The sequence below is a fragment of the Paenibacillus sp. FSL W8-0426 genome (genome assembly GCF_037969725.1).
GTDB classification, from domain to species: Bacteria; Bacillota; Bacilli; order Paenibacillales; family Paenibacillaceae; genus Paenibacillus; species Paenibacillus hubeiensis.
Map to the genome: position 1 here is coordinate 207899 of NZ_CP150203.1, position 21341 is coordinate 229239.

The 21341-nt window shown below is 47.4% G+C and carries 20 protein-coding genes; 16 read left to right on the forward strand and 4 right to left on the reverse strand.

What is annotated here, in order from left to right; genetic code table 11:
- The first annotated feature begins 385 nt into the window (after window positions 1–385).
- From MKY59_RS00995 to MKY59_RS01060, 14 genes are all read left to right on the forward strand, one after another.
- The gene (locus tag MKY59_RS00995) at window positions 386–586 is read left to right on the forward strand and encodes a cold-shock protein (RefSeq protein WP_236420365.1); all 201 of its coding nucleotides are present in this window, start codon (window positions 386–388) and stop codon (window positions 584–586) included.
- A 79-nt stretch (window positions 587–665) separates the two neighbouring features.
- On the forward strand, window positions 666–878 hold the full coding sequence (locus tag MKY59_RS01000) for a cold-shock protein (RefSeq protein WP_236420364.1): 213 nt from the start codon (window positions 666–668) through the stop codon (window positions 876–878).
- 192 nt (window positions 879–1070) lie between these two features.
- Complete coding sequence (locus MKY59_RS01005; protein WP_236420363.1) at window positions 1071–1268, forward strand: hypothetical protein; 198 nt, start codon at window positions 1071–1073, stop codon at window positions 1266–1268.
- Complete coding sequence (locus MKY59_RS01010; protein ID WP_339275549.1) at window positions 1261–1836, forward strand: zeta toxin family protein; 576 nt, start codon at window positions 1261–1263, stop codon at window positions 1834–1836. Before MKY59_RS01005 ends, MKY59_RS01010 begins: the two co-directional genes overlap by 8 nt.
- A gap of 784 nt (window positions 1837–2620) precedes the next feature.
- The gene (locus MKY59_RS01015) at window positions 2621–3349 is read left to right on the forward strand and encodes a YheC/YheD family protein (protein ID WP_339275551.1); all 729 of its coding nucleotides are present in this window, start codon (window positions 2621–2623) and stop codon (window positions 3347–3349) included.
- 42 nt (window positions 3350–3391) lie between these two features.
- Entirely contained in the window at window positions 3392–4291 is a 900-nt protein-coding gene (gene aepX, locus MKY59_RS01020) for a phosphoenolpyruvate mutase (protein ID WP_236420360.1), read from the forward strand.
- Window positions 4288–5451 (forward strand): phosphonopyruvate decarboxylase, encoded by a 1164-nt coding sequence (gene aepY / locus MKY59_RS01025; protein ID WP_339275552.1) that lies wholly within the window; start codon window positions 4288–4290, stop codon window positions 5449–5451. The genes aepX and aepY overlap by 4 nt, the downstream gene beginning before the upstream one ends.
- Window positions 5448–6548 carry a 2-aminoethylphosphonate aminotransferase gene (locus MKY59_RS01030; protein WP_339275554.1) on the forward strand — a complete coding sequence of 367 codons (1101 nt, stop codon included), beginning with the start codon at window positions 5448–5450 and terminating at the stop codon, window positions 6546–6548. The genes aepY and MKY59_RS01030 overlap by 4 nt, the downstream gene beginning before the upstream one ends.
- Window positions 6549–6573: 25 nt before the next feature.
- Window positions 6574–7314 (forward strand): YheC/YheD family protein, encoded by a 741-nt coding sequence (locus MKY59_RS01035; RefSeq protein ID WP_339275555.1) that lies wholly within the window; start codon window positions 6574–6576, stop codon window positions 7312–7314.
- A gap of 934 nt (window positions 7315–8248) precedes the next feature.
- Window positions 8249–9175, forward strand: a complete 927-nt coding sequence (locus MKY59_RS01040) for a metal-dependent hydrolase (protein WP_236420356.1) — start codon at window positions 8249–8251, stop codon at window positions 9173–9175.
- A gap of 216 nt (window positions 9176–9391) precedes the next feature.
- Entirely contained in the window at window positions 9392–9754 is a 363-nt protein-coding gene (locus MKY59_RS01045; RefSeq protein WP_236420355.1) for a hypothetical protein, read from the forward strand.
- Window positions 9755–9813: 59 nt separating this feature from the next.
- Window positions 9814–10440 (forward strand): polysaccharide deacetylase family protein, encoded by a 627-nt coding sequence (locus MKY59_RS01050; protein ID WP_339275558.1) that lies wholly within the window; start codon window positions 9814–9816, stop codon window positions 10438–10440.
- A gap of 142 nt (window positions 10441–10582) precedes the next feature.
- The gene (locus MKY59_RS01055) at window positions 10583–11839 is read left to right on the forward strand and encodes a mechanosensitive ion channel domain-containing protein (protein WP_339275559.1); all 1257 of its coding nucleotides are present in this window, start codon (window positions 10583–10585) and stop codon (window positions 11837–11839) included.
- A 213-nt stretch (window positions 11840–12052) separates the two neighbouring features.
- On the forward strand, window positions 12053–12907 hold the full coding sequence (locus tag MKY59_RS01060) for an aldo/keto reductase (RefSeq protein ID WP_339275561.1): 855 nt from the start codon (window positions 12053–12055) through the stop codon (window positions 12905–12907).
- A 128-nt stretch (window positions 12908–13035) separates the two neighbouring features.
- Here MKY59_RS01060 and pdxA read toward each other — a convergent pair whose 3' ends face one another.
- The 4 genes from pdxA to MKY59_RS01080 all read right to left on the reverse strand — a co-directional run bounded on the left by pdxA (window position 13036) and on the right by MKY59_RS01080 (window position 18228).
- Window positions 13036–14037, reverse strand: coding sequence for a 4-hydroxythreonine-4-phosphate dehydrogenase PdxA (pdxA, locus tag MKY59_RS01065; protein ID WP_339275562.1), 1002 nt, complete (start codon window positions 14035–14037; stop codon window positions 13036–13038).
- Window positions 14034–15329, reverse strand: a complete 1296-nt coding sequence (locus MKY59_RS01070; RefSeq protein WP_339275564.1) for a four-carbon acid sugar kinase family protein — start codon at window positions 15327–15329, stop codon at window positions 14034–14036. Before MKY59_RS01070 ends, pdxA begins: the two co-directional genes overlap by 4 nt.
- 63 nt (window positions 15330–15392) lie before the next feature.
- Window positions 15393–16382, reverse strand: coding sequence for a 2-keto-3-deoxygluconate permease (locus tag MKY59_RS01075; protein WP_236420349.1), 990 nt, complete (start codon window positions 16380–16382; stop codon window positions 15393–15395).
- 163 nt (window positions 16383–16545) lie between these two features.
- Window positions 16546–18228, reverse strand: a complete 1683-nt coding sequence (locus MKY59_RS01080; RefSeq protein WP_339275566.1) for a PrpR N-terminal domain-containing protein — start codon at window positions 18226–18228, stop codon at window positions 16546–16548.
- 516 nt (window positions 18229–18744) lie between these two features.
- Here MKY59_RS01080 and MKY59_RS01085 point away from each other — a divergent pair.
- Both MKY59_RS01085 and MKY59_RS01090 read left to right on the forward strand, forming a co-directional pair.
- Window positions 18745–20853 carry an RICIN domain-containing protein gene (locus MKY59_RS01085; RefSeq protein ID WP_339275568.1) on the forward strand — a complete coding sequence of 703 codons (2109 nt, stop codon included), beginning with the start codon at window positions 18745–18747 and terminating at the stop codon, window positions 20851–20853.
- Window positions 20854–20989: 136 nt separating this feature from the next.
- Window positions 20990–21208 carry a hypothetical protein gene (locus MKY59_RS01090; RefSeq protein ID WP_236420346.1) on the forward strand — a complete coding sequence of 73 codons (219 nt, stop codon included), beginning with the start codon at window positions 20990–20992 and terminating at the stop codon, window positions 21206–21208.
- Window positions 21209–21341 lie beyond the last annotated feature (133 nt).

The window sequence follows — 21341 nt, forward strand, 5'->3', positions numbered from 1 at the left end:
TATGGAGGTAAGCGGATCGCCTACTCAAGGGATGATGTTGCCAGCCCATAGAGAGCTTTAGAAGCTCTCCTTTTTTAGGACCGCAACTTAGCATACCGTAACCTAATCCATACACTCCGGCGAATTGTGGTTTTACATAGCCGCGGTTCGCCTCCATATGTAGTCAGTGTCGTACTGCAAGATAGGTGAGGAGCAATTAAACGAAAGCAAAGACAAAACAAACTTGTAAATCAGCTCCAGTTGTGTTAGAGTTAGTTCATTGGAATTTCGACCTAAGATCACATATTGTAGAGGGTTAGATTTTGATTATGTAGCCTTGTACAATATGTGATTTTTTTTTGAATTCGAAGATCATGTAAAAATAAAAATATGGAGGTAATGGATCATGGCACAAGGAACAGTAAAGTGGTTTAATGCAGACAAAGGCTTTGGTTTTATCGAGGTTGAAGGCGGAGACGACGTATTTGTACACTTCAGTGCAATTGTTAGTGACGGCTTCAAATCTTTGGATGAAGGTCAAAGAGTTGAATTTAGTGTAGTACAAGGCAATCGAGGCCCACAGGCCGAGAATGTTGTTAAACTGTAAAGCTGTAGTAGAAGGTCCCGGCACTTAGTGTTGGGACTTTTTTTTCGCCATTATTCCAGAAGAGAAAGAGGGATGCTGTTTGTACTATTCAAGGAAAAGACTGATGATTGATCTTCCAGAGGAAATGACAACGATATGGTCATGCACCAATGAAAAGTGCAACGGATGGATGAGGGATAACTTTGTCTTTTCGATTCAACCCGTTTGTGGCCAGTGTAATTCCTTCATGGAGAAGAGTGAGAAAATGCTGTCTATTTTAGCTAATACAAGCCCTAATCAGACGAAGCACTAATAGTGAGGACCAGTGACATCAAAAATGTCACACTACTACACACCCGTAGAAGCCTATGTTGCGTTATCTTCGGACAGGGGTTCGACTCCCCTCGCTTCCATATGTAGTAAGTCAAAGAGCCATCGACCAGTCATCTGGTTGGTGGCTCTTTATGATATAATAAGCGTAATTATAAAGATGGAGGGATTCAAGATGCTTTCAAATCGAGAACAGCTCCAAGAAATTCTTAAAAAAGCTAACCAACATGCACGCAAGCAAGCCAAAGAATCAGGTGCATCAATATATTATATAAAAAATAATAAACGTATACGAGAAGATGCAGAAGGTAATAAATTCGAGATCGTTTTTGATGCAACCGGCAACCGGCGGGAGTTAGAGTATAATGAATGATACCCGACCCATTATGACGGTTTTTGCAGGTACCAATGGGGCTGGCAAAAGCACAATTAGCTTGCAGATGAGAGAATGGCTAGGTGAGCTAGTTGACCCAGACCAGATTGCACGAGAATTAAACCCTGATGATCCAAGAGGTGCCGATTTGTCAGCAGGACGGGAAGCAGTAAAAAGAATTCGTTCCCTTATCAAGGGAAGACACCCCTTTGCTATTGAAACGACATTATCAGGTACATTTGTTTTGAAGCATATGCAAATTGCCAAAGATGCCGGATATAAGATTGTCATGTATTATATCGGCCTCCAAGATGTCCAAATGCATATAGATCGTGTGGCTTCTCGTGCCGAGCAAGGTGGACATTGGATTGCTGAAGAGGATATTCGTTTTCGGTATGGTCAGTCGTTACAAAATCTTAAACCTGCTTTAGCCATCGCAGAACAGGTTACCATCATCGATAATACATACGAGCCTTCGATTGTTGCTGAAATCATAAACGGTAATTTGCTTTATTGTGTGGAGTCAATACCTGATTGGTCCAGAACTGTGCTTGTAAGGTACAGATGATTAATTAGTTGCCAGTAAAACTGTGACTACACGTAGAACCGTTCGCAGTGGATAAGTAACCCTTCAAAAACATCGCCATCTACTGTTTCCACTCGAACAAGTGCATTAGCATGGCTTTTACATATGTTTGCTATATGATCGTGAAAGGATTTTAAGTTATGCATAGTAGTTGGATCCATTCGAAACAGTGTTTGTTCTTGTTGTCCCTGCAGTTGTAAGCTCATGGTTTTGATCTCCAGCTTAGATTCATTCATTTCTCCATTGTATGCAGAAGCCTATAGGGAGTGACGAATCTGTGTATGAGATTTTCTGGGGAAAAATGCAGGAGATCATGGAGAATGCACATCCAGCGTATTGTCGATCAGCCAAACACAATAACTCGCAGTTCGTTGCAGGCACCTAAACGGTGGACCTGCTCTTTTTATGCCCAAAATCGCAAAAAGGAGCGAGGAATTCCATGAAATCAACTATTTATGTACATGTATCTTCAGATCGGTAAGCATAGAAAGAACGGTCCTTCCCAACTTGGAAGCTTCCTGGCATCTGTCGAAGTAAGACTGTATGGTCGCTTGAACGCTTTGCTGAACGATTCGGAAGTTTCGTAACCTGATTCGAGAGCAAATTTGTATGTATGGAAAATTCATACGGAATGGAGTTCCGGTGATAGCGATCACCTCTGCGAACACCCATTTAATTTTTTCCCCCACTGGTATTCGTCTATACAGCAGTGAAGTTTGATGAATATGCTCTTGTATCTGAGACCCAAGGGGAGAGATGAATATCAATGTCGATTGGGAAAATGAGGAAGTACAAGGAGATGTTGAGGAACCCTGTCCTGCGTCCATATTTGCCTGAAACTCATCGGATGACGAAATCAAGGACCTTAAGGATGCTGAAAACCCATTCATCCCTCTTTATAAAACCTAATCACGGGAGCGGCGGTAGCGGAATCATCCGAGTCAAGAGACTAAGAAGGGGATTTGAGGTACGGTGCGGCTCAAGTCGGAAAATGGTTCGACGTTCCTCAGTCCTCAAAGTGATTCATTCTTACCGGAAATCAAAGCATCGGTATTTGGTGCAGAAAGGCCTGCGATTAGCGAAGTATCATGGGGTGATCTTTGATATCCGTGTATACCTGCAGAAGCCAAAGAATCATTGGATGATTGCGGGTATGGTCGCCCGTGTTGCCGCACCTCATAAGTTTGTGACCAATTATCATAAAGGGGGGCATGCCAAATCTTTGCGAAGGGTCCTCTTTAGTATTTTCAAGCATAACCATGCCAAAGTGAATGCCTATGAGCGCAAAATAAAAAAACTATCCATTTCCATCGCCAAAACAGTGAATAAGTGGCATTCCATTCATGAACTAGGGGTTGATCTTGCCATAGACAAGAAAGGCCGGATTTGGATCATTGAAGCTAATTCGCATCCGGGTCATATGCTGTTTACTCAGCTCTCCGATCGCACAATGATCAGGACGATTATGGCAAACAAACGATCCATCGGAATATAAGCTCCATATTGATGATTGCAATGGGAAGGGGAAAAGTTTCAAATGAAAAAAACAAAGGAGCTTAGAAACCTGATCAACTCCGATAAGCTGGGGTTTATTATGGAGGCTCATAATGGCCTGTCTGCCAAAATTGTTGAGGAGGCAGGTTTTAAAGGGATTTGGGCCAGCGGTTTATCGATCTCTGCAGCGATGGGAGTAAGGGATAATAACGAAGCCTCCTGGACTCAGGTGCTGGATGTTCTGGAATTCATGAGCGACGCAACGTCCATTCCGATTCTAATGGATGGGGATACAGGATACGGCAACTTCAATAATGCAAGACGCCTGGTCAAAAAGCTGGAGCAGCGGGATATTGCAGGGGTATGTATTGAAGATAAGCAATTTCCGAAAATGAACTCTTTCATAAACGGCCAATTGCAGCCAATGGCCGATATCGATGAATTTTGCGGCAAAATCAAGGCGATGAAAGATACGCAAATGGACGATGATTTTTTGGTTGTAGCCAGAGTAGAGGCATTTATTACGGGCAGAGGGCTTGACGAGGCGCTGCGGCGGGCTGAAGCATACCGGAAGGCAGGTGCCGATGCGGTGCTCATCCACAGCAAACGGCCGGATATTATGGAGATTGAGGCGTTCATGAAGGAATGGGCGGGAAGATTACCCGTAGTCATCGTGCCTACGAAGTATTATCTGACTCCAACCGACAAGTTTCGGGAACTGGGGATTAGCCTTGTCATTTGGGCCAACCATAATTTGAGATCATCCATCAAAGTCATGAAACAAGTATCCCGCAAAATTTATCAGGAAGAGAGCCTTGCCCATATCGAAAAAGATGTTGCGACACTGGACGAAGTATTCGGGCTTCAAGGGGCAGAGGAACTGCAGGCCGCGGAACAAAAATATCTCCCGGCGCCGAACTCCGGCTCGAATGAGGGAATATGATGGACACGAGAATTTTTGGAGAAGAGCTCCGTAATTTAGGATTTACCTTTTTCAGCGGTGTACCCTGCTCCTACCTGAAAAATTTAATCAATTATGCCATCAACGAAACCGATTACGTTGCAGCGGCCAATGAAGGGGATGCGGTTGCCATCGCATCCGCTGCTTCTCTAGGAGGGCAGAAATCCGTTGTACTTATGCAAAACTCAGGGTTAACCAACGCTGTTTCGCCGCTATCTTCCCTGATCCACCCCTTTCGAATTCCACTGCTTGGGTTTGTCAGCCTTCGCGGAGAGCCGGGTGTTCCCGACGAGCCTCAACATGAACTTATGGGCAGGATCACGACACAGCTGCTGGAATTGATGGAGGTGGAGTGGCAGTATCTCTCCAAAGATTTGGAGGAGGCCCGGAAGCAGCTGATTCACGCCAATGAGCAAATTGCCCGGAATCGACCGTTCTTCTTTGTAGTCAAGAAAGGGACCTTTGACGCTGAGCCTTTGAAAAAGCTACAAAACTCCACTCATTCCAACCAGATCATACGGCATGCCCATAAAGACAATCAGATGCCGGCACGATATGAGGCATTAGCCGTAATCAATGCGGTGAAAGACAGGGACACGGTACAGCTTGCTACCACAGGCAAGACAGGACGGGAATTATATGAAATTGAAGATGCAGGCAACAATTTGTATATGGTGGGCTCTATGGGGTGTATCGGTTCTTTTGGACTTGGGCTCGCCCTGAGTCAGCCTGGCAAAAATATCGTCGTGATTGACGGAGACGGTTCTTTATTGATGCGTATGGGAAGCTTGGCGACAAATGGGTACTACAACCCGAGCAATATGATTCATGTTCTTCTCGATAATAACGCTCACGAATCGACAGGCGGACAGAGCACGGTATCCCATAATGTTGATTTCGTAAACATTGCTGCTTCCTGCGGTTATACGAAGTCGATCCATGTCCACAACCTCGAAGAACTGAAAGCTTGTTTGCAACAATGGAAAGAGTCTAAAGGACTTACTTTCCTGTATTTAAAAATATCCAAGCAGTCCAAGGCACAGCTCGCTCGCCCGAGCATAAAGCCTCACGAAGTAAGAGAACGCCTACAGCGATTTATCCAGAACGATTCCGTAAAGATCAAGGAAGTGGATGGCTCATGAGTTCTGCCGTAAAGAGAAACATTTTGCTGACCCCCGGTCCGGCAACGACTACAGAAAGTGTGAAATGGTCACAGGTCGTTCCGGACATATGCCCTCGCGAGGCTGAATTTGGCGAGGTGATGGAGCATATTTCCACAGAGCTCACCCGCTTGGTTGCGGATCCGGACCATTATCAAACCGTATTGTTTGGCGGGTCGGGCACGGCAGCCGTTGAATCCATGATCAGCTCCGTCCCGGATAACGAAGCCATGATCATTGTCAATAATGGCGCTTATGGGAAACGGATGTGCGAGATCGCCAAGGTCTATGGAATCGATTATTTAGAATTCAGGAGTCCCTTTGATGATGCTATTAATATAGATGCATTAGAGGAGTGCATCCGCTCCTCCGACCGCATGATTTCTCATCTCGCTGTAGTCCATCATGAGACCACAACCGGCCTTCTGAACAAGGTGAAGGATATTGGCTTGTTATGCCAAAAGTATCATATCAACATGATGGTGGACGCGATGAGTTCATTTGCTGCGATCCCGATTCAAATGAAAGAAATGAACATTTCGTTTCTCGCATCAAGTTCCAATAAGAATTTGCAGGGAATGCCCGGGGTTTCGTTCGTGATTGCAGAAAAAAGCAAATTGGATCATTTGAAAGGCAGGAAACCACGAAATTATTATTTGAATTTGTACGCCCAATATCAATATTTCGCTGAAAATGCGCAAATGCGGTTTACACCGCCGGTACAGACTTTGTACGCGCTCAGGCAAGCCATTCAGGAATTAAAGCAGGAAGGCGTGGCACAGCGTTACGATCGATACAAGGCATCCTGGAAAACCTTAATCACTGGTCTGACCAGGCTGGGATTAACCTATCTCGTTCCAGAAGAGCATCATTCCAAGATCATAACCTCCATTCATGAACCTTATGCAGGTTATGATTTTCAATCCATGCATGATTATTTCTACAGCAAAGGCATTATGATTTATCCCGGCAAACTAGATGAACTGAAGACGTTCCGGATTGCCAATATCGGGGATATTACGTCCAAGGATATCGAGGTGTTTTTGGAATTGCTTGAAAATTATTTAGGCAGCATTTAAGTGAACATGAGAAAGGCGGAGTCCCATGGGATCGGTGACAAAAAATAAATGGTTGAAATATTTGCTTTTGAAGAAGTATGGCCCCCTTGCTCCTTACGTACCCACAACGAAAAGGATGAGCCGACATTCCTTCTGGGCTCTTCTGCGAAAATACCGGCATGTCATTGTTAAACCGGTATGGGGGAGTCGCGGTCGGGGAGTCATTCAAGTCTCGTATTTGGGTAATGACAAGTTTGCCATACACTACGAGAACGTGAGAAAAGTGATTCAAGGAAAAAAGAATATTTATCGTTATATCCGAAAAAAAATAGGGTCTGCCGATTACATGGTTCAACGGAGAATTAATCGCCCGACCATCAACAAACGTCCCTTTGATATGAGAGTCATCGTTCAACGGAAACACCACTCATCCCGATGGGTAGTTACGGGAAAGGTGATCAAGGTTGCGGGCAAAGGTTATATTGTGTCCAATAATACCCGGAGTAAGGGGAAATTGCTTAGGTTTAGGTCGGGTATTCGGAGGTCATCCATTAGGCGTTTGTCTGTCTCCGGTTTGGAATCCAAAATCGATGGAGTTTCAATTCTTTCCGCTAGGAGATTAGGAGCCTTTTTTCCCGGGCACCGTATTTATGGCCTCGACATTGCAACAGATCAGCGAGGGCATGTATCCATTATTGAAGCCAACCTTTATCCGGCCATGTCACATTTCCGTAAGCTAAAGGATAGAAGGGTGTATCGGCGAATACTCTCATATAAGAGAGGTTGATATACAGCCAATGCGTTAGGATTGGAAGTCGCAGAAGGTACTGAGCTAAGCCGAGAATTTGTATGTTAAAGCAAAGAAAAAGGAGAACTGTCATTGCAGTCCTCCTTTTTTACGATTCATTGCTTTTTGGTAGGCATTTTTATTACAAAGAATAAGATCGATAAGGCAAACAGAGCATGTGAGGTTGTAACCAATAATCTATAACCCTCACCTAGGTCCTTTATACCGAAGAGAATATTAATTAAGGATACCAAACCTGTAATTATAAGTATCACCAGTGCGAGTAGGTACATGTTTAGTCCCCCTTGAAGATTGACAACTTGGTTTTCCAACCTTGGGTAGTAACATCCGCCTAACATGAGCGCTAGTAAAAGCCGGTAAAGAGAATGAGGACAACAAGAGTGTGGATAGTTGTTACAGGAATATAATAGCATTCAGCGTTTTATTTGTATATATATGTAAAAATAAACGAGTTCGTTGAGTTCTCGCAGCTTGAAAAGGATTCTGGGGATGTGGAAACAATGCATTAGGACTAGCATTCAAAAATCAAGGAGCAGATGAATGCTCACTCTGTATACGGAGCACAAGGTATAAAATTGCATTTGTTGAATCGGAAGAATCCCATGAGTCTATCCCGGCATATCATTGATACATATATGGGAATTTCAACACGACTATACAAGGCTCAGCTTCTTCCTGAACATTTCGACTAGAACATTAGGTGCCCATTTTCCGCTTTGTGATATAATATCCGTAAATTACTAATTAGAGGGCGAAGATACTTTTAAATAATGACTGCTTTAAGAAATTCCAAAGAAAGCAAATCTTTAGTATGCTCTCAGGAATTTTAGTACCGTGAGTGAACCCAAGCCATGTGTCCTGTATATCCGGATAGAGAATTGACTCACGAACAGACTAAAAAGGAGTAGTTCCATTGGATCCTTATCTATATTTGTTTTTTCATGTCTTATCACATGCCGTTCTTGGGGCAGCAATTGCATGCTGCTTTTTGCCAAAGAATAGTTGGAAGGACCGTATGATCGGCCTATGTTCAGGTGCATTGTGTGGTGTAATTCCTGATATTTTTGGGGACAGAAGTATAGCCCCATGGTCGCATTCTGTATTGATTGCCCCATTTTTAGCTTTAGGTGTAGCATTTTTGACAAAACTGTTCTATAAAAAGACATCTTTCAAGTTAATTTGGGGATCATCTACTTTGTCTGTTTGGTTTGGACACTTGCTTCTTGACTATATGGGACATGATCTACCAGCATTTTATCCAGTTAACGACAAGTCCTATATTATGGGGGCTATTACATTGGGAGACCCATGGATATGGTTTCCGTTAGTTGTCGGTCTTGGATGGAGCTTTTTCTTAAAAAACAAGCCTAGATTACCTGTAATAACCTCAATAATATTCGTAGTGATATATTTAATTTTCCGAGTAATGGCAAAAGAGATAATCGAACATAAAGTGCAAGTTCAGTATCCTGTTTCCGAAAAGTCATATATAACAGTAGAGCCTGATAGTCATTATGAGTTTCCGTTAAACCCCAGCGAATGGTTAAAGTTCAGGTTTGAAATTATTAGTTCTCATTATTCAAGAGGTGGGGATGCAGGTTTTTTGGGGGAGAAATCGGATGTGCTACTTTGGTACGATTTTTATCCAGTTGCGCGTGATATTACCATAATGAATGGAAAACATAGTTTGATGTATTCGGCCGAGTCTAAAGTTAGTCTTTCCGTTACTGACGAATGGACAGAAGCTGGTCTCAACTTTATTAGGGGAGAGTATGAGGGTAATCAGCTTACCTTCAAACAAACGGAAAACGGTCAGTGGGAGGAAGTTCTATCGAAATAGTTTGACGACTGATCCTGGCCTGACGAAATTATAAAACGCAGCGGGTAGCAAAGTACTTCCACCATGACATGAATCTTGGTGATTACTCCGTTGTGCTACGTCTGGCGGCTTTCTGCTCATACCTATGTTCGATTATGGCATTTTTCTTGAAGGCCAGATCTTCTCCTCACGCAATTCTAGTGAAGTATATAATTGTAGATTGGCTGGTGAATCTCAATGGGTGGAAAATCCTGGCTAGTGGTGCAATATCCATTGAAAAGTGCAAAAGGCAACCAGCGTGACCAATGGTTAAAAGAGAAGGTAACGGAATGTTTGGAGAGCTCCCTCGCCAATGCTGACCTGGGATATGTCGATGGTTCAGATATGGGGAGGTGCGTTTCCGACCCCAAAAAGTATGCGCTTAATATATTTTGTGTAGTTACAGAGGAGGAACAGAGCATAGCTTTGGTGAAGAGAGTTTTAAGAGAGAGCAGGCTCGACCATACACGAATTCAAATAGCCACCATGCCCTATGGAGAAGAAGAGACCTATACGCTGAAATATGGCTATAAAAAAGGGGTTGCCGACTTTTCTCTTTAGCGTAATTTGGAGAAGTAAAAGAGCGTTGGCAGGATGTATAAGAGAGGAGACACTCATAAATGGGGAAATTATCGTTGGTAGAACAGGTTAACGTTGGGGAAAAGGTAGTTGCCTTCACATTTGACGATGGACCGCACCCGGTATATACGTATCAGTTGCTTGAGATCTTCCGCGGCGCGGGTGGACGGGCGACCTTTTTTATGATTGGTCAGGAAATGGAAGCGCATCCAGATCTTGCGGCGGCTGTGCACCGTGAAGGGCACGAGATCGCCAACCACACCTATTCGCATCCCGATCTGACCAAACTGACGCTGGAGACAGCCAGAGAGGAGCTATTGCGGACAGAGGAGCTCATCCGAGAGGTCACGGGGGAAACGGCACGGATCTTCAGGCCGCCTTATTTCGGGGTGAATGATGACATTCTGTCCCTGGCTGCGGAGCGTGGATACCAGACGATCGGAGCGGTCAATGGCGGGGCAAAGGATTGGGAGAATCCTGGCATCGAGTATATTGTCGAGCACACAAGGCCAACCGTCAGGCCGGGCAGCATCTTGATCTTCCATGACGGATACGGGGAGCGCTCCCAGACGGTGGAGGCTGTCCGGACATTGGTCAAGGAACTGGCCGCAGAGGGGTATCGCTTTGTCACGGTCAGTGAACTGCTGGACATGGCAGCTTGTACGTGAAGCGGCGAACAAGCGACGAATGGACACCATCTTAGGTGTCCGTTTTTGTATTTGCGAATATCGTCCATGGTATTTACTCGCAAACTTTGCCCGGCACCGCTCTCAGATGATAAGCTGATACAAACTGCATTAGGAGGAGACAATGGACTTTATCAGAAATCAACTAGACGGATTTGGCATCAACGAACCTGCCATTGGATATCTCTCGAATATGATCATGGTCGTTTTTATCGCCGTGGTCTCGGTACTGGCTAATTTTATCGCAAAGAGAATCGTGCTGCGGACGATCCTTCATATCGTCAATAACCATCGATTCAAATGGGGCCACATCATCGTGGAGAAAAAATTGTTCCACAAGCTGTCGCATCTCGTTCCGGCCATCATTATCTATTATTCCGCGAGTCTTTTTCCGACTTATCAAGCGTTGATTGAAAAGGCTGCGATGACTTACCTGATCGTCGTGACCATCACCGTGCTGAATGCATTTCTTAATGCGTTTGAGGCGATCTATCGCTCGTTTGAGGTTTCCAAAATTCGCCCGATCAAAGGATATATCCAGGTTGCCAAGATTATTCTTTTCATCATCGGAGGCATTATCGTCATTTCGAGCCTGATCGGTCAGAATCCATTAATCATTCTCAGCGGGCTTGGCGCGTTATCGGCCGTATTGATGCTGGTCTTTAAAGACTCCATCCTAGGCCTTGTGGCTGGCGTTCAGCTATCGTCGAATGATATGGTGCGCGTAGGCGATTGGATTGAGATGCCGAAATATAATGCGGACGGCGACGTAATCGATATTACCCTAAACACGGTAAAGGTGATGAATTTCGATAAAACGATTACGATGATTCCGAGCTACGCTTTGATTTCGGATTCGTTCAGGAACTGGAGAGGCATGCAGGTATCCGGCGGACGAAGGATTAAGCGAAGCTTTTATATCGATATCAGCAGCATCCGTTTCTGCACCGAGGAAATGATCAGCGAATTTCAGAAGATCCACTACCTTACGGATTATATAACGACAAAATTAAATGAGATCCAAGCGTACAACCTTGAACATGAAATCAATACGGAAAGCAATGTGAACGGCAGGCAACTTACGAATGTGGGCGTATTCAGAGAGTACATCCATCAGTATCTTCGGAATCATCCCAAAATCAATCAGAACATGACGATGATCGTCAGACAGTTGGCGCCGGGAGACACGGGGCTACCGCTTGAAGTATACGCATTTAGCAATGATACCAACTGGGGAGTATATGAATCGATTCAAGCCGATATCTTTGACCATATTTTCGCCGTTGCGCCGACGTTCGGGCTGCGTGCGTTCCAAAACCCAACGGGGCACGATATTGCGCAGCTTAAGGACAGCAGGGAATTTTCGCGAGGGTACTCATAAATCATTCAATTCATACCATCGCATATGGCGTGAACTGTTGAACGAAGCGATAAGCCGTTGACCAACTTTTGGTTGATGGCTTTTTTTCGATAAAAGTACTCCGGAATCGCTTCTGACCCATGCCGAATTGATTCACTCCCGCGTACAGGGGTAGAATAGACAAGTAGGCAAGTAAATTTTTCCATTATCCCCCCAGCAAAGGAGAGATTTCAGATGTACCATCGCATTCCGGAGCATACGTTGAATGATGGCTTAAAGGTGCCCGCAATCGGGCTTGGTACCTACAGCCTGAAAGGGGAAGCCGGCGTCAAATCAATCGCGGGCGCAATAGATGCGGGTTATCGCCTGATCGATACGGCGTATAACTACGAGAATGAGGGAACGGTCGGCAAGGCCATCCGGCAGAGTTCCGTATCCAGGGAAGAGCTCATCATTTGCTCCAAGCTGCCAGGACGTTACCATAGCTATGATAAAGCCATCGTGGCTGTAGAAGAATCGTTGTATCGGGCAGGGCTCGATTACTACGATCTGTATTTGATCCACTGGCCGAACCCCAAACAGGATCTGTACGTGGAGGCGTGGCAGGCTCTGATCGAGGCTAAAAACCGTGGTTATATCCGTTCGATCGGGGTTAGCAACTTCCTGCCTGAGCATAATGATCGTCTGGTGAAGGAAACCGGCGTAGCACCGAGCTTGAACCAAATCGAGCTCCATCCGTTCTTTAACCAGGGCGATCAGCGGCAAAAGGATGCCGAGTACGGCATCATTGCGGAATCCTGGAGCCCGCTCGGACGCGGCAACGATATCGTGCAGGACATCGTGAACGATGAAAAGATCCTCCAGATTGCAGAAACGTATGGCAAAACGGGGACGCAGGTCATTTTGCGCTGGCATACCCAGCTCGGTGCCATTCCGATTCCGAAAGCAAGTTCTCTCCAGCATCAGAAAGAGAACATCGATATTTTCGATTTTGAGCTGACCGCGGAAGAGATGGGAGTCATCTCTTCGTTCAGCCGTGAGGACGGACGGTTGTGGGGACAAGATCCGAGCGAATACGAAGAGTTTTAAATGAACATATGATGCAATGATGAGTATCACCGAAAACGAGACGGCAAGATATGCGCATGAACCAAAAAGCAGCGATTCTCCATCCCAAAGAGAATCGCTGCTTTATTTATGCTTCTAGCACAAGCTTATTAAGCCTGCGTTTTCGGTGCCAGCTCAATCGCCGAACGGATGGCGGCCAGCATGCTTTTGTCGTCAGCAATATTTTTACCGGCGATGTCGAAAGCCGTGCCGTGGTCAACCGATGTGCGGATGATGCCGCCTTTGAGGCCAACCGTGATGTTCACGCCTTCCTCGATGCCCATGACTTTGATCGGGGCGTGCCCCTGGTCATGGTAGCAGGCAACGACGATGTCGAAATCGCCGCGGCCCGCACGGAAAAAGAGCGTATCGGCAGGCAGAGGTCCAACGACGTTGATGCCTTCTTGCTGCGCGCGCTCGATGCCTGGCTGCAGCTTCTCTTCTTCTTCGCCGTTGCCGAACAGGCCGTTTTCGCCCGCATGCGGATTAATGCCGCATACCGCAACGCGGGGGTTGTCGAAGCCGGCTTTTTTCAGTGTATCGTGAGCCAGTTTGACGACAGTGTATGTTCTTTCCGGATTGATACTTTGGATCGCTTCAATCAGTCCCATGTGGGTGGTCAGGTGAATGACGCGCAGATTAGGCGTCGTCAGCATCATGGAGAAATCTTTGGTATCCGTCAGGTCGGCCAAAATTTCAGTGTGCCCTGGGTAGAGATGGCCGCCTTTGTGCAGAGCGGCTTTGTTTAATGGCGCTGTGCAAATGGAGTTAATCTGCTGTTTTTTGGCCAGGTCAACGGCTTTGGCCAGGAACTGGAAGGCGGCATCTCCGGCAATGCCAGATTCTTTTCCGTACTCGAGATCGGCAGGAACGAGGTCGAGGTCGATAACGTCCACGGTGCCGAATTCGTATTTGGCGTCAGCCGGGTCTTGAATCGCATGGATATTCAGGTTCGAGCCGATAATAGGCAGCACGCGTGCCAAAATTTTGGCGTCACCGATAACAAGCGGTTTGCAATTGTCGTAAATCTCCTGATGGCCCAGTGCTTTCATAATGATCTCGGGTCCGATGCCGGCGGCATCGCCCATAGTTATTCCAATAATCGGTTTCATGCTGGAACGCCTCCTTTTAATTTTTGAATGGCATGAATGAACACGTCCGGTTTGCCGAATCCACCTGCTTTGGTGATCACATGCAGGTTGTCGATGCCGATGAATTTGGAGATCGGCACGCCGATTTCGAGCTCGTCCAACAATTCGAATCCGCTAATGTTCCATTTGATGCAAATCTGCTTAGCCGTATCTCCGCCGGTCATCGATACCCCTTTGAACCAGCCCTCTTCCAGCAGCTTGGCGCACACTTCGCCAATGGCCCGCACGATTTCGTTGCTGACCTCCGTGTGGTCGAGACCATTTGCTTCTCCAGTGGCGCGAGCCAATTCGATATCTACCGGCTCTGCGGTAGAGTAGATCACGACGTCTTTGCCTTCCAGCGCTTTCGCTTTGACTTCCTCGTACACGCGGTCAATTTCCACCGTCCGATCTTCGGCTCCCCCCACTGCTTTGAAAGAATGGAACGGGATCGATGTGACGTCCGTTTGTTCCAGCAGCAGCTTGAGTTGTGCGCGTGAGTTTTTGTTCACGCTGCCGACGACGGTAAGAATCGGTCCGCCATTTTCCGGGATGGTCAGCTCGGAGGAGTTGGCCCCCAGATCGTAATGATCGGGAAGGTAATTGGCAATCCCTGCCGATCCTGCCCAAGCAAACGTGTAGTCCAGCTCGCTGGTAATGCTCAGAATTTGTTCCAAATGGCTCTCTTCCGTCGAATCTACGAGCACATAAGGAATGCCCTGCTCCTTGAAGCCTCGCAATTGCTCCTGAATGCGATCTTTTCCTGCCGCAAGGTCGTTGACCGTGATTTCACCGATCTCATACTTCGTTTGCTGTTTCAGCAGATCCGGAAGATAGGAGAGGGTCACCGGCGTTTTCGGGTCGTTCGCAATTTCGGTTTCCGCCAGCGGAATGCCGTTCAAATAATGTGTGCCGTTCAGGATCGTGCGGTTGTTTTTGGGATAACCCGGAGCGATCATCATGAAATCAGGTTTCACGACGTCGTAGACGGCATCGATCTCGATGCCGATATTTCCGCGCATGGTCGAGTCCATTTTTTTGAAAATGGACTCATATCCGCTTCGCTTCAGCAGCTGGGCTGCGCCAGCGACGCGTTCATAAGCTTTCTCCGCCGCGATGGAACGGCTGTCGGTATCAAAGACGACGGCATCGTACTTGGTGATGTGATCCTCGTCCATGTCAAATAATACGCTTGTTTTCAAACCATGACGGGCCAGCTGTACACCGCTGTCATTGGCACCGGTCAAATCGTCAGCAATAATGGCTAATTTCATGCGGCTATCGCCTCCCTGTAAGCTAAATGAATACGAAGTTGCATCAAAATGATGAAGCTCGGTTTATGAAGTCGTTTTCGGTTGATTGTATTTCGCCACGCCGCCTGATTTCTCCAGCCGTTTGGACAGGAAACCGATGAAGATCGGCAGCAGGATGGCCGTGGTCACTACGCTTGCGGCAATCTGTACAGTAGCGATTTCGGCGATTGGAGCAAAGGATGCGTTTGCAGCTACGATCGCGGCAGGCGTACCTACTGCGTTACCGGCAGTGGAACCTTCCGAAGCCCCAACGATCGGGTTCCATCCAATCGCTTTGAAGAGCAGAAATCCAATCCCGCCCGTAAGCAATACGGTCAGCACGCCAAGCAGAATACCGCTCAGTCCGCCTTGAATGATGGCCGAGAAGTTGATGCCCATACCGAGCGAAAAGGCAAAGAACGGAACCAGCTTGTCGCTGCCTTTATGCAGCCATTCCGCCAGATTGCGGTCCAGGTTACCAAGAATGACACCTACGATCAACGGCAAAAGTACCGCCACGAAAGACATCGGGGAGAACATGCCGTTGGCAAAGCCCATGGCACCGAAGATGGAGAGTGCAACCATCGTCAGGAACGGGCCGTCGCTCAATGCAAGAAAAGGATAAGCGGCTTTGTCGTCTTCCTTGCCGTACTGGCCGGCCAAGGCAATGTACAGACCGCCGTTGGAGTTCGTCATTGCAGCAATGATGGCAAGTGGCGCAAGGCCAAGAAACAATCCGTTCGAATCAGCGAAGAAAATGGCGATCAAACCTATTATCGCACCAATCCCCCACTTGAACGCAAGCAGCGTGAGACCTTTACCTACAGAAGAACCTGCCGTTTTGAACGTGATTTGCGTTCCGGCGATCAACAGGAACAATGCGATCAGCGTGCTTGAACTATTCACGAACAGCGCTTCGGTGAATCCGCCGATGCGGAGTGCGTTTGGAGCAAACGTATTGATGCATGCGCCGATGAGCAAGGGAACAACCATCATGCCGCCAGGGATACGATCTAATGTCGCTTTGATTTTCATAAGTGATAGCTCCTTAGTAATCGTTTTATAAAAGCGTTTGCAGGGACTATCTTATCTCATGGTGTTTATTTTGGCAACACATAATTACTGTAAATTTAAATATCCCATCAATAATGTTTAAAAATGCAACACTATAGCGTGAAAAAAGGGCGAAAACTTAAAGTCACTCTTTAAGTTTTCGCCATAAGGTGGCTCGGTTGATACCCAAGCGTTCGGCTGCTTTGGATTGATTGTTGTTTTCCTCGCGCAGCACATATTCGATGATTTCTTTTTCGATTTCTTTCAGCGTGCCATCCAATCGGATCGTATTCGAGACCGGACGTTGACGAAGCAGCCGGGATAATGTTTCGGTCGAAATGACGAAATCCCGTTCGTTCAGCGCCGCCTGTTTGACGAGATGTTTCAATTCGCTCACCGTCATTTGTGCCGATTGTTCCCGAATGAAGCGCAGCGCGTCTTCTTTGATTTTTACGGCATTCGTTCCATATTGCTGATGATAACGGCTCAAGAACTGCTGGATTAGAGCCGGCAAGTCCTCCTGCCTGTCGGCCAGGCTTGGCATGATAATCGTATTCAGTTTCATATGGAGGGGCCAGTGATCGTCCAGCGCTTGCTCGCTCAGAATAAACACGCCGATTTTCATGTCCAGGCAGGTCTCGACAAAAGAGAGCAATTCCTGATCCTGAATTCGGTGTTCCACATGGTTAATTTCAACGTTGCGCACTTTCGCTAGCGGAATATTGTGCAAATGGCCGGGAGGAAGCTGCGACATGTCTATCTGCAGGAGCAATCCGCCGTCCGAGTACATTTGATGGAGATGTTTGATCAGGAATGACTTGCCGGAATCCGGCTCGCCAAGCAGATGTATCGCTTCATGCTTTTCATGGAGCGCCTTGGTGTTCTTCAGGACGGCCTGCATGGCCGGCGATTCGGCCACGATCGGTTCGATCGAAGCCTCGGTATATGACTTGATACCGAATTGTGCAAATGAATAAGGATTTCCTTTTTCCATGTAATATATCTTATAGTTTTGGTTATCCAGGGTCGTTTCATGCGCCGTGACTGTCAGTTGGTAGTCGTCCACCATAAAAACGTTTTGTACTTTCGATTGGTGGAACTCCAGGTTGGTGTTAATGATATGAATCTGGTTTTCGGTGAGCGGATTGCGCTCAAAGTCGGCAAGACTCTCGAAGATCACCTTATTATGATCGTTCAAAATGAGCAGGTTCGGATGTTCCTGTGTTGCCAAATTGTTCAGGATCACGGAAGCCGTTTGATTTTGGCTCAGATAACGGTATACGAGCTGTGCGTCTTCCAACGCCCGCATAATCGATTCTTTGCCGGACTGGATCAGGAAACCTTCCAATCCATAGGTCTTTGCCGTATTGACGGTGATGACGTCGCCGACAATCTGTCGGTAACCGGATGCCTTCAGCTCCAGCAGCAGCGGAGCCACTTCCTCGGAGCTGTTGATCGTATACACTTTCAAAGGCAGGTCCATCAGATCAATGATTGCCTGCGCGCCGGACGTGATGTTGGAAAAACCGACAATGGCGGTAAGGCCGTTGAATTGGCTGGCCAATGTCAAGGAACGAATCATGTCGTATCCCGACAGCTGCACGTCAATGACGGGGATGGACACGGCATGTTTGATCAATTTGGCCGTTCCTCCGCGGCTGATGATGATCTGCGCTCCGTTTTTTTCCGCTTCGACGGCGTGTTCCACGCCTTTGGCCAAGTCGCCCACGTTCAGCTTGACGGCCAATTGGGGGAATTGGGGAATGCAATCTTGTATGATAGGAATCATCGCTTCGTAAGGAGCGACAATGTGAACTCGTGTACGCATAATGATCCTGCCTTTTAATCAATATCGCCATTCATCAAGAGGATCGGTGATCCCAATGAATGAGCGCTTCCCTTATTATAGCCAACTTACAAGAGGAAGGCACCTTTTGTGTATATTGACGATGAGCTGGCCCGTGCGAATGCGACCCGATATGTGCAGGGGGAATGGAAAGGGGATCTCGAATGATTCACATTTTCACTAATCTATTAACGAATATATATATTTTGCAATGTGACAAAAAATGCCTTACTTCGACAAGGAGGACCCTTTAATATGAGGTTTAGTGTAGGGTTTGGAGCACCAAGTCGCTATACTTAATTCTAGAGAAGGAGGGTGTTAATGTATATATTCATAAATTAGTGAAAACGCATTCTTTTTGAAATGAATGGAATTGGGGCATTCGGAATGATTGGCTTTTTTTGTTTTGTAAGCGCTTCATATAAGAGTGACTCGTTAAATTACGGAGATATCGATTCTGCAATATATCATCCAAAATGAAGGGAGATTGGCCCGATCATGCAGCATATTCATAAACGATGGAACAAGCTGGGTTCGATGTTGTTGGTTTTCGTGCTGTTGGCCGTTACTTTGGGAAGCGGGAACGCGTTGGGCGCCGCAAGCTCGTCGACCACTTCGAACACAACCCGGGTTTCCGTGCACGACCCGTCGATCTATTACGATTCGGCTACGAACAAATACTATATTTACGGTTCGCATCTGGCTCAGGCCAGCAGCACGGATCTTAGGAACTGGTCGTATGAAGGAACGCAGGGATACGCCAACAGCACCCTGTACGCACCGTCCACGTTTGAAGGATATTACTACCTCAAAAATAAAAACAGCGGCTTGTACCTGGACGTGGCCGACGGCTCGGCCGCGGACGGAACAAGCCTTCGTCAATGGTCTTATAACGGTTCCGATGCGCAGAAATTCAGAATCATGCATTACGGGAACGGGGACTACTACCTGCTTACGGCCAATTCGGCCTACAAAAGCGCTATTGACGTCAATGGCGGATCGGCTACGGATGGTGCTCCGATTGAGCAGTGGGCATATTGGGGCGGTGCGATGCAGCTGTTCCGGATTCAGCAAAATGCGGACGGCACGGTCGCATTCCTGACCAAGGCATCCGGGTATACCGGGGCGTTGGATGTGGCTGGCGGCAGCACGACTGCCGGAGCAAGCATACAGCAATGGAACTACTGGGGAGGAGATATGCAGAAATGGGAGCTGGTCAAAGCAGGCGGCACCGGCAATGCGTCCCGCAGCGCCGGGGCGGCGCTGACGTCCGCTCTGGCGGTATCGTATGCTTGGGCCGGATATAACGATCAGGACAGCTCCGGCGGCCATGCGGTATGGGCACCGGCTTCGCCGATCTACAATCCTTCCTATACGTGGGCAGACGGTTCCAAGGGCGCCTACATGTTGTATTACTCCACGTCTTCGACCTATATTCGCTCAGCCATCGGTTTTGGCGTATCCAAGTCCGTAAAGGGGCCATACGAGTACATTGATACCATCATTTACTCGGGCTTCACCAGCGGAAGCAATCCAATAACCACCACGTCATCCCTCGGCTCCAAAACGGTAAACACGTGGTACCAGAATACCAACATTCCCGAGCTGATCGACAAAGGCACGCTTTCCGGCACGCGGAGCGGCTGGTTCCTGGGCAATGGCGGTTACAACAACACGCTATTCCCGAATGCCATCGATCCTACATTGACTTACGATAGTTCCGGAAAACTGTGGATGAGTTACGGCTCTTGGTCAGGGGGAATTTACATTCTTCAGATCAATCCCGATACAGGGCAGCCGATTTATCCGGGATCGGATAGCGGCAATACGGACCGTTATTTCGGGAAACGCATTGCGGGCGGTTACGGCAAAACCGGAGAAGCGCCGTACATCATTTATGACAAGGATGCAGGCTACTACTACCTTTACGTGACGTACGGCGGTTTGGCCAATGAAGGCGGGTATCATATTCGCGTGTATCGTTCCACAACGATCGACGGAACATATACCGATGCTGCCGGCAATCAGGCAGTCTATGCATCCGCTTCCGTCGATCAGTCGACCCGGGGAGTGAAGCTCTTCGGCAACTATGCGTTGGCCGGCATACCGCTCGGGTACAAATCGGGCGGGCATAATTCTGCCTTCGTCGATACGGACGGTGCGAGGTACTTGATTTACCATACCCGCTTCAATAATGGGACCGAGTACCATGAGGTTCGGGCGCATCAGCAATTTTTGAACGCCGACAAATGGCCGGTGACGGCCGTATACGAATTTTTGGGCAGCAGCATCTCTTCCACCGGATATAGCGCGAGCGACATGACGGGAACGTACCAATTCGTCAATATGGGGCTGGATGCTTCCATTAGCGGCGTGGGCATGCTTCCGACCCGAAGCGTGACGCTGAACGCCAACGGGACGATTACCGGCGACGTGACAGGCACATGGTCGAACACCGCCGGTACGTATTACTGCACCATGGTCATTAACGGGGTGACGTACAAAGGCGTATTCTTCAAACAAAAAAATGAGCTGTCCGGCCATAACGAAGTGATGACATTCTCACTGATCGGTTCCAACAACCAATCCATCTTTGGTTCCAAATAGGATCATCTGCGATCGGCGATGCCAGTTCCCTTTGGATTAGGCGTGTGATATTGATCACGGAAACAGAGCCTGCCGTTTTCCAAAATAACCATAGTGAAGTGATGCTGTGTTTAGGGAAAAGGAGGCACGATCATAGATGGCAGGAAGCCGCGAAATGGTTCAACCTGATTACATTATCGAACAAGTCGTCGACCGGTTCCCGTGCAGGGCACTGTGGAGCGAAGGCCGCCCTTGTCTGGAGTATCAACGGGAAGGCGATCTGGTGCAGATTGCGGAATATGTTCGAGAGCACTTTGGAGTCGAGCTGCTGGACGTCTTTTTCACCGCCGTGGAGAGTCTTCCGCTTGAACCGTGATGAACTGATGACTACATGTAACAGGAGCCCAAATAATCAACACAAACGCAATAGAAAAACTCACGAGACAGATGGCCGCAAGGCCTGGCATCTCGTGAGTTTTTTAATCCTGCCTTCATGCGCAGGTGATGCG